Genomic DNA, 15,211 nt, shown 5'->3' with positions numbered 1-15,211 from the left:
CGCCGCCATTGTCATGTCCCTCGCCGCTACTTGTGCGGAGTGAGCGGGAAGGTGGTCGCGCCGTCGTTGCCTGCCGGGATGATCGGGAGGACCACCGACGACGGGTGTTCGGGGTCCTTGTAGATGGTCTGGGTGGCCAGTTCGGTGCGGGTGCTTTCGCCGAAGGGTTCGCCGGTGTTCGGGTTCGGTGCGTACTGGGGGTAGTCGCTGCTGGAGATGGCGAGGCGGATCCGGTCGCCTGCCTTGAATTGGTAACTGGTCGGCCAGATCTTGATGGTGAACTCGTAGGGCCTGCCCGGCACGATCGGCGTGGGGTCGGTGAGCGAGTCACGGAAGGCGGCGCGGATGATGCCGTTGTTGAGGTTCACCGAGGAGCCGTCCGGTCCGAGCACCTCCAGGCGCGCAACGAAATCGGTGTCGGGCGCGGTCGAGGAGGCCCAGAGCTTCACCGTGATCGGCCCGGTGATCTCGGTGGCGGTGTCCAGCGGGGCGGTGTCGTAGGTGAGCACGTCGGTCCGCTGTTCCACCGCGGCCTGATCGAACGGCCCCTGCGGCGTATTGCCGACGCCGCAGCAGGAGTGCCCGCCCACACTGGGCGCCGGATCGGTCGGGTCGTAGAGGTAGCGATCGCCTTCGGCCGGTCCGGTCGGCGCCTGCTCGACCAGTTTGCCGGTGCGACCGGACGAACCGTTCTCGCCGTCACCGCTGAAATAGTAAGTCTTCCATTGGGTTTGCGGCAGCGGCCAGCTCGGTGCCGACTTCCACCGGTTGGCGCCCATCACGTAGTAGTCGACCCGTGGCGTGCCCGCGACGCCGTTGTCCACGCCCTTGAGGAAGTGGTCGTACCAGGCGAGCATCAGCTCGTTGATCGGGCTGTTGCCCACCGGTCCGAGCTGATCGAGCAGCGGCGCGATGTTCGACGTCGGCCGCCCCCACCCGACGTGGTCCCACGGGCCGATGACCAGCCGCTGGTTCTGTCGCGCCTCCGGCGTGCCACCCTTGTCGACCATGCCGGTGAAGTTCTCGATGCCACCGGCCAGGAACGAGTCGTACCAGCCCTCCATGTTCAGCACCGGCACCTTCACGTTCTGGTAGCGCTCGCGGATGCTCCACTTCTTCCAGTAGTCGTTGTAGGTCGAGTTGCGGATCCAGTCGAAATACCAGGGTGCGACCGCCGGATTACCCGGTTGCAGCGGCGGAAAATCCTTGTACGGACGGAAATTCATCCACTGGGTGGCGTTGTCCATGGCCGCGCGGATCTGCTCGATCGCGGCGGTGTCCTTGCGCTGCTCGGCGGCGGCCAGGCCGATCGTGCTCACCGCCCACGGTTCGACGAAGCCGAGGCGGAACTGCCCGCCCTCATAGGTCCAGCCGTCGTAGTAGTCCGAGGAGGTGTTGGCGGGCACGATGGCGGCCAGGTGCGGCGGCGTCTCGACGGCGGCGAGCCACTGCGTCGCACCGATGTAGGACGACCCGTACATGCCCACTTTGCCGTTGGTGCCGGGCAATTGGGCCGCCCACTCGACGCTGTCGTATCCGTCGCGCAGGTCGTTGTCGAACTCGGTGAACGTCCCGTCCGACTTCCCGACGCCTCGAATGTCTTGGATCACCACGAGATAGCAGTGCGAGGCGAACCAGTCCGGCGTCTGATAGCGCGAAGAGCTCACTTGCGCATAGGATTTCCCGTACTGCGTCCGCATCAGGATCACCGGCACCGGATCGCTGGTCTGCGGGCGATACACATCCGCCCGCAAGATCGTCCCGTCCCGCATCGCCCCCGGCACATCGGTTTCCTTGTCGACGGCGCATTTTCCCCGCCCCGTGTTGGGCGGCCAGGCCCCCGCCTGTCCCGGCGCCCCCGTCTGTGTAGTCGCCGGATCATCGCTGTCCGAGCCCGACGTGCACCCCCCGACCAAAACCCCTACGCACACCAGCGCGGTCAGCAACCGCCCGACGCCAATACCGTGACCGGACACCCGGATACACCTCCCGTGAGGCGCCGACCGGACACTCGACGCGTGCCCCTCAACAGTGAGAACGCCTCCGTCGAGCCGATGCTATCAAGATCCAGTACCAAACGTCCTACGATTGCGTTTCCGCGACGGAACGTCGCCGACCGGGTGAATATCGTTGCCACACAGCATTTCCCAGGCCTGTGCGGCGTCGGCTTTGCTGACAAGTCAACTGACGCACCCGGCAGCCTCACGCGCGGCTGGCGACGGTGATGATCTCTGGGCTGGTCGGCGTCAGCGGGCTGCGATCCCAGTCGCCGAACTGTTCGGCGACGACCAGCCCCGCGCCGGACAGGAAGGTAGCGAGAGTGGGCGCGTCGAGGAATCGGAGCGTGCTGTGGCTGACCTCGGGCCAGGCCCATCCGTCGCTGGTGAACGTGTGGGTGAACGAGACGAGGTCACCCTCGACCGGTTCGGTGACGTGACAGACGCACCGCACCACCGCACCCGTCTCATCCGACACCGCACCCGAGTATCGCCGATGCCACGACTCCCATTCCCGCGCAAGCGGATTGCGCGTTTCGAAGACGAAGCGACCGGTATCGGTCAGTGTCGCGGCGAGCACGGCCAGCGTGGACCGGAGTTCGTCGTCACCCAGCAGCACTTGGAACGCATGCCCGGTCATCACCACCAGATCGAATCGATCATCCCGGCCGCACAGCGCGCTCGCGTCCCCGAGCACCCACTCGATATCATCGTGCGTCCGCGCCACTTCGAGCATGCCCGGCGCGGGATCCACACCGCACAGCCGACCGGTATGACCCTCCACGCGGGCGCGGCGCAGGAGCGCTCCCGTTCCGCAGCCCACGTCCAGGACCGAGAACGCGGCCATAACCAGCGGCAGGTAGAACCGGAAGTCCTCCCGTGCGCCCTCCGGGCTGAACCTGTCATACAGCGCGGCGAGCCGAGTATCGGTGAACACCTTGTCGACCATGATCGAAGGGTCGCAGAAACGAGCGACCCGCCGCGACCAGTTTTCCTGGTTCACGAGCGGCGAGATCGTGCGGTTTCGCCCCCGCGCCGACGGTTCAGTCCAAGCGGAGTAGGTCGGGCCAGTTCGGGACCATGACGCCCTCGATGGCCGATCATCGAACGACGTATCCATGCCGCCGAAAATAGACAGTGACGAATCATGCTGGGGCGCTGGGGGTGTGCCACCGCAAACGGCAGCTTGTACTCGAAGGGTCCACTGGGGTTCCCCAGTTGCGCTCACCGATGACGGAAACAGAAACGCGTGACACCCTGATCGTAGGTCAGCAATGAACTGGCAATTGGATACAGGGGGGCGAGGATGAAACATTCATCGGTGTCGACGTCGAGGCGGCAACGTGCCTGGCGTCGGGTTTCACTGCGGACCGGCCTGATAGGTATCACAGCGCTGTTGATCGCGGCCGGAGCTCAAATCGCGGCCGCAGAGCCGACAACGAGCGTGCCGCCACCGGCGTCGGTGACAACAGCACCTAGCACCCCGCCGGTGGCACCCACCGGTTCGGCCCCACCGCCGTCGCAGTCCAGCAAGACGCCAACGCCGACAACCCCTGCTACACAGTCGTCTTCGCCCCCGCAACCGACCGCGCCGCCGGCGACGACCACCGCGCCGTCAGGTCCCGTGTGCGCTCCGGGTGCTCGCTCCCGGGCTCCCGAAAAGTGGAAACCGACCCGAAGTCCCCAGTCGAGTGTGGTGCCGGGCCGGATGCGTTCGGACTGCCAGGACATCCCCGGTGGATTCACCAAGGAGCAGGCCGACAGGGCCGAGACGATGGAAGCCACAGTCGCGGCGCGTCCGCCACAGCGTTCGGCGTCGGCCCCAGACGGATGTCAGGTGTACTGGCCGGCACCGTACGAGGTGTGCGGCGCGATCCGTGACAAGTACAACGAGTTGGGTGGACCGAACAGCTTCCTGCTGTTCCCCACCTCCAACGAGCTGACCAACCCCGACGGCGTCGGCAAACGTTCCACCTTCCAGAACGGGCCCATCTACTGGTCGCCGGCCGGCGGCGCACACCCGGTAGCCAACCACTTCTTCGCCGCCTGGCAACGCAACGGCTGGGAAGGCGGCGTGCTCGGCTACCCGACCTCCGACGAGATCGTCAACCCCGACAACATCGGCCGCCGCCAGTACTTCCAGGGCGGCACCATCTACTGGAAACTCAACGAGGCCTACTACGTCGCGGGAGCGATCCGTGACAAGTGGGGCGAGACCGGCTGGGAGGGCGGCTATCTGGGTTATCCCATCAGTGATGAAACCGGGACTCCGGATGGAGTCGGGCGATTCAACCGGTTCGAGCGCGGCGTCATCTTCTGGTCACCCAGCGGTGGGGTACATCCGGTATCGGGTGGCATTTTGACGAAATGGTCCTGGACGAACTACGAACGAGGTCCATACGGGTATCCGGTTTCTGATCAACGCAAGCGTGGGCAGGCGTTCGACCAGGATTTCCAGTTCGGCACGATCGGCTGGCCGACCTCGGCGGTCGAGGGTGAGGACGTCGACTGGCAAGAGGACTACATCGACGAGAACAACTGCAACGACTGCGGGGATGACGAGCGTATCCGCGTCACCGGCCCGGCACATTTGGATGTACCGCAACCCGACCCACTGTCCGCGCCGCCGAGCGCAGAACGCGCGAGCAATCACCTACCCGACTGCGGCGCCGTCTCCGGTGACCCCGCCGCGCCGGAGGGCGAACTGGGCTTCTGCGCAGGGGCGCAGGAAGGGAACTCCGCGCGGACCGGGGACACCTGGCAGACGGCGCTGCAGCCCTACTGCAACGATTTGCCCGAACGGCAGTGGGCCGGCGACCGCAAGTATCAGTGCATGTGGCGACGGGATGTCGCCTACCTTTACAGCAAACGCGACGGCAGCCGGATCGGGGAGATCCAGTATGTGCAAGAACACGAGTTACGTACCGCTTGGAACAGCCCGACGTGGCAGGGGCGCTCGGCCATCCACATCCTGCACGCCTTCGGCGCCGCGACTCAGGCGCGCTATGACGGTGCAATCCTCTGTCTGTCCGGCGGAAGTTGTTCGCTCGGCGGGAATTACGGCTTCCACGATATCGAGGTGGTCACTACTCAGGACTACATCATGGACTACACCGCCACCGTCGCCTTGACCCCCGGTGCGATCATCAACAGCACGCTCAATGGGGTGTTCACCTTCAAACACGACGGCGCTAAACCTCCGACCTACAACGCCCCGACCGGGGTGTTTCCCGTCGTGCGCTGCGATCATGTAACCGGCTTCCGGGACAAGGCCGGCTGTGTCGTGCCAGCGGCCCAGCCGATCCTGGACCTCACCACTCGTGGCGTGGCTGCGCATGCCGGTCACATCGGCTATGCCCAGTCCAGCGGACTTCCGGGCAAACCCAACGGGACCCCCCTGACCCGCACCACCGACGCCGCCACCATCCAGAACAACCGCAACATCTCCTGCAACCGGGTTCCCGGGCCGCGACCATCAGGACAGCAATGCGACGAATATCCCTTCGCCTCCACCAAGCAGGGAGGCGGCGCCAACGGGCCCGCTCGCACCTACAGCAACAGCCCATGCGAACAGACCATGCCAGGCTGGGTGAATCGTAGGACGATACCCGTGTCCTTCTACGACGCTGCGGGAATCAGCATGTGCATGATGCCGGGCCGTGACAATCTGCGGGGTGGTGGGATTCTGAGCTGGTTCTATGTGAAGAACCGGGTCCACGACGGCGAAGCCTTCTATGTGAAGGGTTCATGATCACGCGAGGAGAGCTAGTTCTATGACCGAAACCGGGGCCGTTCGGGTCGATCACCACCAGTTCCTGCTGGCCGCAGCCGACGCGGACACCACCGACACGACTGCCGGAGGAAGTTTGATCTGGACCGGCCCCGGGTTCGTCACGGTGCTCACCGGAATCGCTTACGGTCCCGCCACTCTCATCGTCGACCGCACCGGCCTTGTGCCGAGGCTGGAGGACTGGGACACGGTGGAGGAAACCGTCATCGACACCGGCACCGAGCTGCGGGTGATGAGCCTCGACGGTGAACTGAGCGCGGAGTTCACCGTCGTCCCGGCTGGGCGATACCGGATACGGGTGCATGCGCGCGGCCGAGACGATCATTGGGATCTGGAGGTGGCCGAGCCCACCGAAACCTATCTGCTCACGGTGACCGCGACCAGTGATCCGGTCGCGACAGTCACCACGCTGCGCAAAACCGACACCGCCTATGACCCGCCGGCCAAACAGGTTCCCGTTATCGACTACGACCATATCTATGCGACCGGCTCCGACGGGCGACCGATCAAGGTAGGCGCGAACAGTCCCGAAGCCCACGCCCTCTACGCCCGCCGCAACCAGTGGGGCGGGCGCCCACCCACCGGACGCATCGGCACCGACGCCGACCTCAGGGAATCCGCAGCCGCGGTCGCCGACCTCGACCGGGACCTGGTGGACGAGATCGACGCCCTCTCCGCACAGCGGCAACGCGAACTCGTACGCTGGTGTGCGCGTTGCGCATTCGAACGCGCCGGGCTCACCGAGCACGCCGATTTCCGCGACGCGTTGGACGCCATCGACAGCGGCCGCACACCACCACCGGACCTGGTCAACCTCTCCCTCGCCTGGCACCGTCTCGATACCGACCCGCGCATCGCGCTGACCATCATCCCCGGCCCCGACGGCGAGCCCGAACGGATAGCGCAGCACAAGGCGATCACCGCATACATCTTCGCGATCGAGGACCTCGACCCCACCCGAGCTGCCTTCGAAGCTGTCCGGCACACCGCCGCTACCTTCGGCAGAAACTACCGCGACCTGATCCAGCGACTGCGAACCGAATTCCTCGCCGACGACCGCCGGTAGCCGGAGCTTGTCGCAGCGCCGTCATCGCCGACGCTCAGTCCAAACGGAGTAGGTCAGGCCAGGTTTGGGACCAGGGGTGGCGGGGACCGTCGCAGCGCCAGATGGTGACGTCGCGGGTGGCGCCGGGGAAGCCGAGGGGGGTGTCGGCGCGGCCGATGGGGGTTACCGAGGCGAAGAGGGGGCGGATGTCGGAGGCGTTGTCGCCCACCCAGAGGACGGTGGTGGCGGAGTCGGGTGGAGTGCCGAAGTAGCCGAAACCGCGGTTCGGGCTGTAGGCGGCGGGGAGGTCGTATTCGGAGCGGAAGACGTCGAGTGCGCTTGCCTGCCAGTAGGAGTCGGTGATGATGACCGTGCGGGCGCGGTCGGCTTCGGGCAGGGATCGGTAGGCGGCCGCAGTGGCAGCGGCGAGTTCGGGCCAGCCGAACTTGCCGTACACGCCGATCGACAGCCCGGCCTGGGCCTCGTTCTCGGCCGGCGTGTAATCGGATTCGGGTCGCCACGGCAGCGTAAAGACTGCGAGGGCAACGGATACGACGGCAAGCACGACCGTGACGATGGTGCGCAGGCGGCTTGTGCGCTCGGCCCAGCGGACCGCGCCCGCGGCGAAGATCACGGCGTAGCAGCCCGCCGCGTAGTACGGTCTGCCGTCGGTGGCGATGAAGGCCACGGCGAGCAGCAGCGGCAACGGGGCGAGGAATCGATACCGGCGCAACGGTTCCCAACGGAACAGCGTCACGATGCCGTAGATCAGCAGCAGGCCGCCGAGGATCCCGGCGGAGGCGATCGCCAGCGGCAGCCAGGTGTAGCGGCCGCCGATGGTGGCCTGTTCGGCGGCGATCACCGCGCCGAGCCGCAACTGTGGCCAGCCGTGACCGGCCTGCCAGATCAGGCTCGGCAACGTCACAAGCACCACCAGGGCCGCACCCGCCCACAGCGCGGGGCGGCGGAGCAGATCACGCGGGCCGTAGCACAGCACGCCGATCGCGACCGCGGCCCAGAAGAACGGAATCAACCATTTGACCTGCATATCCAGGGCGGTGGCCAGGGAAGCCCACAGCAGCAGTGCGTCCCGCCGCGTGCGCACCCAGCGGACGAGCAGCCAGCTGATCAACACCCACAGCGCGGTGTCGATGGTGTTGGTGGCCAACTGGGTTCCCTGCACCAACAGGAATGGCGAAGACGCATAAGCGATGGCGGTCAGGATCTGCGCGCGCTGGCCGCCGCCGAACTCCCTGGCTATCTGCGCACTGATGACCACCGCCGCCACCGTGACCAGCAACGCCGGAATACGCTGCGCTACCAGCGATCCCGGCGCGAGCAGGTCCATCAGTCGGGCGATCGCGGGCACCAGCGGGCCCTGATCGGCGTACCCGAAGGAGAGCCTGCGACCTGCGGAGATGAAGTACAGCTCGTCGCCGAAGAAGCCGTACCGACCGGTGCAGGCCAGCAAAGCGATCGCCGAGAGGAATGCGACGGCACCTACTCCGGCGAGCGCGAACGGCCGTTGCTCGAGCGTATCCAGTTGCCGCACCGAGGTTGTCGCAGTGTCAGTCATCTTCCCCCGCCTTTCGTGTCGCCACATCGAACAACCGGCACATATGGGTCGAAAACCCGCCCATGTCGAAGTCCGGCTCCTTGATCGCCCGCCCTGCCGCGCCGTCGATCGCGTCGCGGATGGACTTCGCCATCGCCACCGGATCGAAATCACCGAACTCCCCGGCGCGCTGGCCTTCCCGCATGACCTCGATCAGCGGCTCGATGATCTTCTGCTCACCGTCGGCCGAGGCGAACTTCGGCCTGCCGTCCGCGTCACGCAGGTTCAGCACCACCTCGGTGAGGGCCGAGACGTAGTTCTTGTTCGCCTCGATGAAGTCCAGATTCGAGGCGATGTAGGCCAGCAACATGTTTCGTGGCCCGGTCGCCGCCGCGACCTGCGGCCCGATGTACTCACCCGCCGACAGATACAGCTGGACGACCAGCTGCGTCATCAGATCGTCTTTCCCGGCGAAGTGGTAGGAGATGACCCCCTTGGAGATCCCGGCATGCTCGGCGATCCGCGCCAGCGACGCATTGCCGTACCCGACCTCGGAGATCACCTCCACCGCGGACGCGATGATCTGTCGCCGCCGCGCCTCCTCGATGAACGACTTTCGCTGGCCGACTTGACCATTTTCTGACCGCACGGCCAGATATTAGCACGATCGGCCAGCCGGGCGCTCGATCAACCCAGCACTCGGTCAGCCGAAGTGCCGGATATCCACGCGCTCCCACCCCGGATCGCCGTCCCGGACGAAAGCGAGCCAACTGCCGCGCATCTCGTCGACCAACGACTGCGGACGCTCGCCTCGCAGCATCGGCGCGTGCTGCCAAGCTGCCGCGCTACCGAGCAAGAACGGCAGTTCGAGGCAGTGGCACGCACGGAACGGGCTGTCCGCCGGCTGCCACTCGAACTCGAACAACCAGGCGGCACCACCACCCGCGTTGAGCGACTCGCCCAACTGCCGGGTCGGCGCGCCGAAGATCTGCTCGGAGACCGTCGCGACGGCGTCCCAGTCGTCGGAGAAGAACGCCGCCACCTCATCTCGCGTCGTGCCGAGCAGCATCCGCAGGTCCCGCTCGCCCACCGCGCGCACCAGATCGGCGGCCACCAACTCTTCATCCGCCACCAACTGGAACGGCGGCACCACCTGCCCCTCGCCGCCTTTCGCCACAGCCGACTGCGCGGCAAGCAACGCCGCCACCGGCACCTCGCCGAGCTGCTCGGCGTCGATCCCCAACTCCCGCAAGAACTTCGCGCCGACCCACTCGGCCGCGTCCGGCGTCGCGGGCAGCATCCCGAGCGGTGGGCTCTGCAAGATGGCCTGCTGGAACAGCCCGTCCGCCTGCTTCCCCGACAGCATCGCCACCAGCGAAATCGCACCCGCCGACTGGCCCGAAGCGGTGACCCGCGCCGGATCACCGCCGAAAGCGGCGATATTGTCGCGCACCCAGGTCAGCGCCGCGATTTGATCGCGCAGCCCCAGATTTCCGTCACTGACCCCCGGCAACCGCAGGAACCCGAGCGCACCCAGCCGATAGTTGATCGTCACCACGACAACGTCCCCCAGCGCGGCCACCTCGCCCCCGTCGTACCAGCCGAGACTGCCCGCCCCACTGGAGAATCCGCCGCCGTGCAGGAAAACGAGCACCGGATGCCCCTCCCCCGGCGGCGCCCACACATTCAACGACAGACAATCCTCGGCATGCGCCACCTCGAAGGACCCCATCACCCGCTCCAGCCGCGACGCCAATTGCGGTGCCGCCGGACCGAATTCGGTCGCGTCCCGCACCTGCGTCCATGGCGCCACCGGCTCCGGCCGCCCGAATCGCTCAGCCCGTGCGTACGGAATACCCCGATAAGCCGTCACCGCCCCCTCGACAACGCCACGCACCGCCCCCGCGGTCGTCTCGACAACGGTCGACAAGTTGATCTCGCTACTCATACCCCGAGTCTGCCCCCGATCCCGCCTTCCAGCCGCCCTGTTCCCCCACCACACCGAAATCCGCCACACCCCGGCCTGAGCCAAACGGATTCCGCCATGATCGACGGGGCATAGTGGCGGCGGCACACCGGGTTCGACGACGACCATGTCCCGTTCGTCGGATCCTCGACGACCAGCGCACGACGGAGCGGAGATGCGCCCACCATCGATCAGGGGCGTGCTCGACCGGATCCGATACCCCCGGCAAACCAAAAGGCCGCGCTCCCAACGGAAGCGCGGCCTTCGGCACTGAAACTTACAGGTACTGACCCGTATTGGACTCGGTATCGATCGCCCTGCTCGCGCTGGCGTTCTTACCGGTGACCAACGTGCGGATGTAGACGATCCGCTCGCCCTTCTTACCCGAGATGCGAGCCCAGTCATCGGGATTCGTGGTGTTGGGCAGGTCCTCGTTCTCGGAGAACTCGTCCTGGATCGAATCGTAGAGATGCTGGATACGCAGGCCGGGGTTGCCGGTGTCGAGGACGGACTTGATGGCGTACTTCTTGGAGCGGTCCACGATGTTCTGGATCATGGCGCCGGAGTTGAAGTCCTTGAAGTACAGGACTTCCTTGTCACCGTTGGCGTAGGTGACCTCCAGGAAGCGGTTGTCCTCGCTCTCGGCGTACATCCGGTCGACGACCCGTTCGATCATCGCGCGGACGCACAGGGCCTTGTCGCCGCCGAACTCGGCGAGATCGTCGGCGTGCAGGGGCAGTGTCTCGGTGAGGTACTTCGAGAAGATGTCCTGTGCCGATTCCGCATCCGGCCGCTCGATCTTGATCTTCACGTCCAGGCGGCCCGGCCGCAGGATCGCGGGGTCGATCATGTCCTCGCGGTTGGAGGCACCGATCACGATGACGTTCTCGAGGCCCTCGACACCGTCGATCTCCGACAGCAGCTGCGGCACGACCGTGGTCTCCACATCGGAGGACACGCCCGAACCACGGGTGCGGAAGATGGAGTCCATCTCGTCGAAGAACACGATCACCGGCGTACCCTCGGACGCCTTCTCGCGCGCCCGCTGGAAGATGATCCGAATGTGGCGCTCGGTCTCGCCCACGAACTTGTTGAGCAGCTCGGGACCCTTGATGTTCAGGAAGAACGACTTGGCTTCCTTGGCATCCTCACCGCGCGCCTCGGCGATCTTCTTGGCCAGCGAGTTCGCCACCGCCTTGGCGATGAGCGTCTTACCGCAGCCGGGCGGACCGTAGAGCAGCACACCCTTGGGTGGGCGCAGCGCGTACTCGCGGAACAGATCCTTGTGCAGGAAGGGCAGCTCCACCGCGTCGCGGATCTGCTCGATCTGCCTGCCGAGGCCACCGATGTCGGTGTAGTCGACGTCCGGAACCTCTTCCAGCACAAGGTCTTCGACCTCGGCCTTGGGGATGCGCTCGAACGCGAAGCCCGCCTTGGTGTCGACCAGGAGGGAGTCACCGGGGCGCAGTTTGCGAATCGGGGAGTCGGGATCCTCCATGTCGTCGTACTCGGCGACCTTGGCAAGCGGACCCGCCAGCCAGACCACCCGCTCCTCGTCGGCATGACCGACCACGAGGGCGCGGCGGCCGTCGTCGAGGATCTCCCGCAGGGTGCCGATCTCGCCGACCGCGTCGTAGATGCCGGCCTCGACCACCGTGAGCGCCTCGTTGAGGCGGACGGTTTGACCGTATTCGAGGGTCGAGGTCTCGATGTTCGGTGAACACGTCAACCGCATCTTCCGGCCCGAGGTGAACACGTCTACGGTCTGATCGTCATAGACACCGATCAGAATTCCGTATCCACTCGGCGGCTGGCCGAGCCGATCGACTTCCTCACGCAGGGCGATGAGCTGCTGGCGCGCCTCTTTGAGCGTGTCCATCAGCTTGGTGTTGCGAATCGTCAGCGAATCGATGCGGGCTTCCAATTCCCGTGCACGATCCGGCGAATCGGCGAGTTGCCTACGGAGCGCAGCCGCTTCGGCGCGTACCGCCTCGAGCTCTCTCCAGGCCGCCGAATCCGAATTCTCGATGGGGCTCATGTGCTGCTCCTCCCAGTCCCGGTCTATCAACGCTACCGGGCGCGAACCGTTCTCGCTTTCCGACATGGTTTCGTCGTGATCACATCTGGGCTGCGATCGACAGCCGGACGACCATGTTAGCCTGCCCTAACCCGCACTCGGTGAGCCCGCTCGCCGACCGAGCCGAAAGGTTGCTGAATATGCTCCTTCCCGCCAGGATTCTCCGCGTTTCTGTTGCTACCGCTACTGCCGCGCTCGCCGTTACCGTCGGACTGGCGGGCTGTAGTTCCGATGACAACAAATCCGATGCCAAAGTGTCTTCCTCCAGCGTTGTGGCCTCGAGCTCCAGCTCTATTACCTCGAGCAGTGCCGCGGCGACCGGGACCGCGGCGGCGCCGAGTCCCGAGACACTGCAGGCGGTGCTCGTCACATTGTCCGATCCCGCGGTACCCACCTCGGAGAAGACCAAGCTCATCGTCGACGGCGAAAAGCGCACGGCCAACATCGATCAGATGAACAAGGGCCTGGCAGGCTACACACTGACCTACGCAGTGGCAGATATCACAACACAGGGCAACACCGCCACCGCGCAGGTGACCATCACCTCGCCGCACGGCGCCCTGCCCCCGATGCCCCTCACCTGGGAGAACGTCGGCGGTACCTGGAAGCTCTCGGACGCGAGCGGCTGCCTGATGCTCGGCTTCGCGCAGGCGCCCTGCGTACCCGCCTGACCCGCCGCGGCCGACCGAGGGTGAGGTGCGGACACCCTCGGTCGCGCTGTCAGCCCTTGGAGGGCCTGCGCTGCGGCTTGGGGGTCACCGTGCCCTCGGCAAGCTTGCGTGCGCTCACCAGGAAGGCCGTATGGCCCTGCATCCGGTGTTCGGGGCGCACCGCCAGGCCGACCACATGCCAGCCACGCACGATCGACTCCCAGGAGCGGGGTTCGGTCCAGCATTCCTGTTCGCGCAGCGCCTCCACGACTTTCGACAGCTGCGTCACCGTCGCAACATAGATGATCAGCACGCCACCGGGCACGAGCGCCTTGGCAACGGCGGGCAGCGCATCCCACGGCGCGAGCATGTCGAGCACCGCCCGATCCACCGGCTCGCCCGCGAAGTCGGCGACATCGCCCACCGTCAGCGACCAGTTAGCCGGACGTTCGCCATAGAAGGTTTCGACATTGCGGATGGCATGGTCAGCATGGTCCTGGCGAATTTCGTAGGAAATCACCTCGCCCTGCGGCCCGACGGCGCGCAACAGCGAACACGTCAGCGCGCCGGAGCCCGCGCCTGCCTCCAGCACCCGCGCGCCGGGGAACATGTCGCCCTCGTGCACGATCTGCGCGGCATCCTTCGGGTAGATGACCGCGGCACCGCGCGGCATCGATAAGACGTAGTCGATCAGCAACGGGCGCAAGGCCAGATACGGGGTGCCATTGGTGGAGGTCACCACCGAACCCTCGTCGGCGCCGATCAGGCTGTCGTGCTTGATGCCGCCGCGGTGGGTGTGGAATTCCTTGCCCTCCTCCAAGACCACCGTGTACAGGCGTCCCTTGGCATCGGTCAGCTGTACCCGGTCACCGAGGGTGAAGGGACCGGTCCGTCTGGCCGTCATGAATCTCCGTTCGTGCTGGTGAATAGTCGCGCACCTGCATGTCGGTGCCGCCGGATAGCCTGCCAGGTATGAGCTCGCCCGTGTCCACGCCCCCTACCGACGGCGCCGCGGCGTCCGATCCCGGTGCGGCGGCGAGTCGGTCGCGCCCCGCGCTGTCGCCTTCGCGGGCAATGGATTTCAAACAGTGCCCGCTGAAGTACCGGTTCCGGGCGATCGACCGGATCCCCGAACCGCCGAGCAGGAACGCGCTGCGCGGCACGCTGGTGCACGCGGTGCTGGAGGACCTGTACGGGCTGCCCGCGGCGCAGCGGCAGCCGAGCCGGGCCGAGAGCCTGATCGTGCCCAGCTGGGCGCGGGTGGCGGCCGAGTGGCCCGAGGTGACCGAGTTGATCACCGACGCCGAGCTGGACGGCTTCCTCGGCGAGGTGCGCACGCTGGTGCAGACCTACTACCGGCTGGAGGATCCGACCCGCTTCGACCCGGAATCCAGGGAGGCGCGGGTGGAGGTCGAGCTCGACGACGGAGTTCTGTTGCGCGGCTTCGTGGATCGGATCGACGTCGCGCCGACCGGGCAGCTGCGGGTGGTCGACTACAAGACCGGCCGCGCCCCCGGGCCGACCCAGGAGACCAGGGCGCTGTTCCAGCTGAAGTTCTACGCCCTGGTCGTGCTGCGCACCCGCGGCATCGTGCCCACCCAGCTGCGCCTGATCTACCTGGCCGACGAACAGATCCTCACCTACGCGCCCGACGAGGAAGAACTGCTGCGCTTCGAACGCACGCTATCCGCGCTGTGGGAGGCGATCCTGGACGCCGGGCGCACCGGGGATTTCCAGCCGAACCGCGGGTGGCTCTGCGCGTACTGCGACTACAAGCCGCTCTGCCCCGAGTTCGGTGGCACGCCGCCGCCGTACCCGGGTTGGCCCACCGGTGGGACGACCGAGTCGCCGGACGAGACGTTGGCGGACGCCGTCGCCGAGTAGCGACCGCCGCATTGTCGGCCTCGGCCCGCCGCGCAGGGATTCCCGCCCCACACGTGAAACTGTGGGCGCTTCCGTGCGCGGCAGGCAACGCCTTACGCGCCAGACGATCCCGCACGCGCCGGGCAACGCCGTGCACGCCAGACGATCCCGTGCACGCCAGGCGATCCCGTGCACGCCAGGTGATCTCGTACGCGCCAGGTGATCTCGTGCACGGCGGGAGCTCTCGTGCACGGCGGGAGCTCTCGTG

Annotated in this window: 11 protein-coding genes; 4 read left to right on the top strand and 7 right to left on the bottom strand. The window is 66.3% G+C overall.

Annotation, left to right across the window (positions count from 1 at the left end):
• Positions 1–26: 26 nt before the first annotated feature.
• Both ACIHA7_RS22125 and ACIHA7_RS22120 read right to left on the bottom strand, forming a co-directional pair.
• Positions 27–1,772 carry a CocE/NonD family hydrolase gene (locus ACIHA7_RS22125; protein ID WP_397293123.1) on the bottom strand — a complete coding sequence of 582 codons (1,746 nt, stop codon included), beginning with the start codon at positions 1,770–1,772 and terminating at the stop codon, positions 27–29.
• Between the two features lie 430 nt (positions 1,773–2,202).
• Positions 2,203–2,946, bottom strand: coding sequence for a class I SAM-dependent methyltransferase (locus ACIHA7_RS22120; protein ID WP_397292617.1), 744 nt, complete (start codon positions 2,944–2,946; stop codon positions 2,203–2,205).
• Positions 2,947–3,705: 759 nt separating this feature from the next.
• On the opposite strand from ACIHA7_RS22120, the gene ACIHA7_RS22115 reads away from it, so the two are divergent.
• Positions 3,706–5,748 carry a hypothetical protein gene (locus tag ACIHA7_RS22115; RefSeq protein WP_397292614.1) on the top strand — a complete coding sequence of 681 codons (2,043 nt, stop codon included), beginning with the start codon at positions 3,706–3,708 and terminating at the stop codon, positions 5,746–5,748.
• 22 nt (positions 5,749–5,770) lie between these two features.
• Positions 5,771–6,853 carry a hypothetical protein gene (locus tag ACIHA7_RS22110; RefSeq protein WP_397292612.1) on the top strand — a complete coding sequence of 361 codons (1,083 nt, stop codon included), beginning with the start codon at positions 5,771–5,773 and terminating at the stop codon, positions 6,851–6,853.
• Positions 6,854–6,887: 34 nt separating this feature from the next.
• Here the strand turns inward: ACIHA7_RS22110 and ACIHA7_RS22105 are convergent, their stop codons facing one another.
• The 4 genes from ACIHA7_RS22105 to arc all read right to left on the bottom strand — a co-directional run bounded on the left by ACIHA7_RS22105 (position 6,888) and on the right by arc (position 12,391).
• Positions 6,888–8,408 (bottom strand): ArnT family glycosyltransferase, encoded by a 1,521-nt coding sequence (locus tag ACIHA7_RS22105; protein WP_397292609.1) that lies wholly within the window; start codon positions 8,406–8,408, stop codon positions 6,888–6,890.
• Complete coding sequence (locus tag ACIHA7_RS22100) at positions 8,401–9,036, bottom strand: TetR/AcrR family transcriptional regulator (protein WP_397292607.1); 636 nt, start codon at positions 9,034–9,036, stop codon at positions 8,401–8,403. The genes ACIHA7_RS22105 and ACIHA7_RS22100 overlap by 8 nt, the downstream gene beginning before the upstream one ends.
• 54 nt (positions 9,037–9,090) lie before the next feature.
• Positions 9,091–10,335: a carboxylesterase/lipase family protein gene (locus tag ACIHA7_RS22095; RefSeq protein WP_397292605.1), complete on the bottom strand. Its 1,245-nt coding sequence runs from the start codon at positions 10,333–10,335 to the stop codon at positions 9,091–9,093.
• A 295-nt stretch (positions 10,336–10,630) separates the two neighbouring features.
• Positions 10,631–12,391 carry a proteasome ATPase gene (gene arc / locus ACIHA7_RS22090; protein WP_135231828.1) on the bottom strand — a complete coding sequence of 587 codons (1,761 nt, stop codon included), beginning with the start codon at positions 12,389–12,391 and terminating at the stop codon, positions 10,631–10,633.
• Between the two features lie 293 nt (positions 12,392–12,684).
• Here arc and ACIHA7_RS22085 point away from each other — a divergent pair, with 293 nt between their 5' ends.
• Complete coding sequence (locus ACIHA7_RS22085; protein ID WP_397292602.1) at positions 12,685–13,101, top strand: hypothetical protein; 417 nt, start codon at positions 12,685–12,687, stop codon at positions 13,099–13,101.
• A 49-nt stretch (positions 13,102–13,150) separates the two neighbouring features.
• Here the strand turns inward: ACIHA7_RS22085 and ACIHA7_RS22080 are convergent, their stop codons facing one another.
• On the bottom strand, positions 13,151–13,984 hold the full coding sequence (locus tag ACIHA7_RS22080; RefSeq protein ID WP_397292600.1) for a tRNA (adenine-N1)-methyltransferase: 834 nt from the start codon (positions 13,982–13,984) through the stop codon (positions 13,151–13,153).
• A gap of 68 nt (positions 13,985–14,052) precedes the next feature.
• On the opposite strand from ACIHA7_RS22080, the gene ACIHA7_RS22075 reads away from it, so the two are divergent.
• Positions 14,053–14,964: a RecB family exonuclease gene (locus tag ACIHA7_RS22075; protein WP_397292597.1), complete on the top strand. Its 912-nt coding sequence runs from the start codon at positions 14,053–14,055 to the stop codon at positions 14,962–14,964.
• Positions 14,965–15,211 lie beyond the last annotated feature (247 nt).

This window comes from Nocardia sp. NPDC052316 (assembly GCF_044547795.1).
Taxonomy (GTDB): domain Bacteria; phylum Actinomycetota; class Actinomycetes; order Mycobacteriales; family Mycobacteriaceae; genus Nocardia.
The sequence above is the reverse complement of the archived record's forward strand: the minus strand, read 5'-3'. Positions and strand labels throughout refer to the sequence as shown.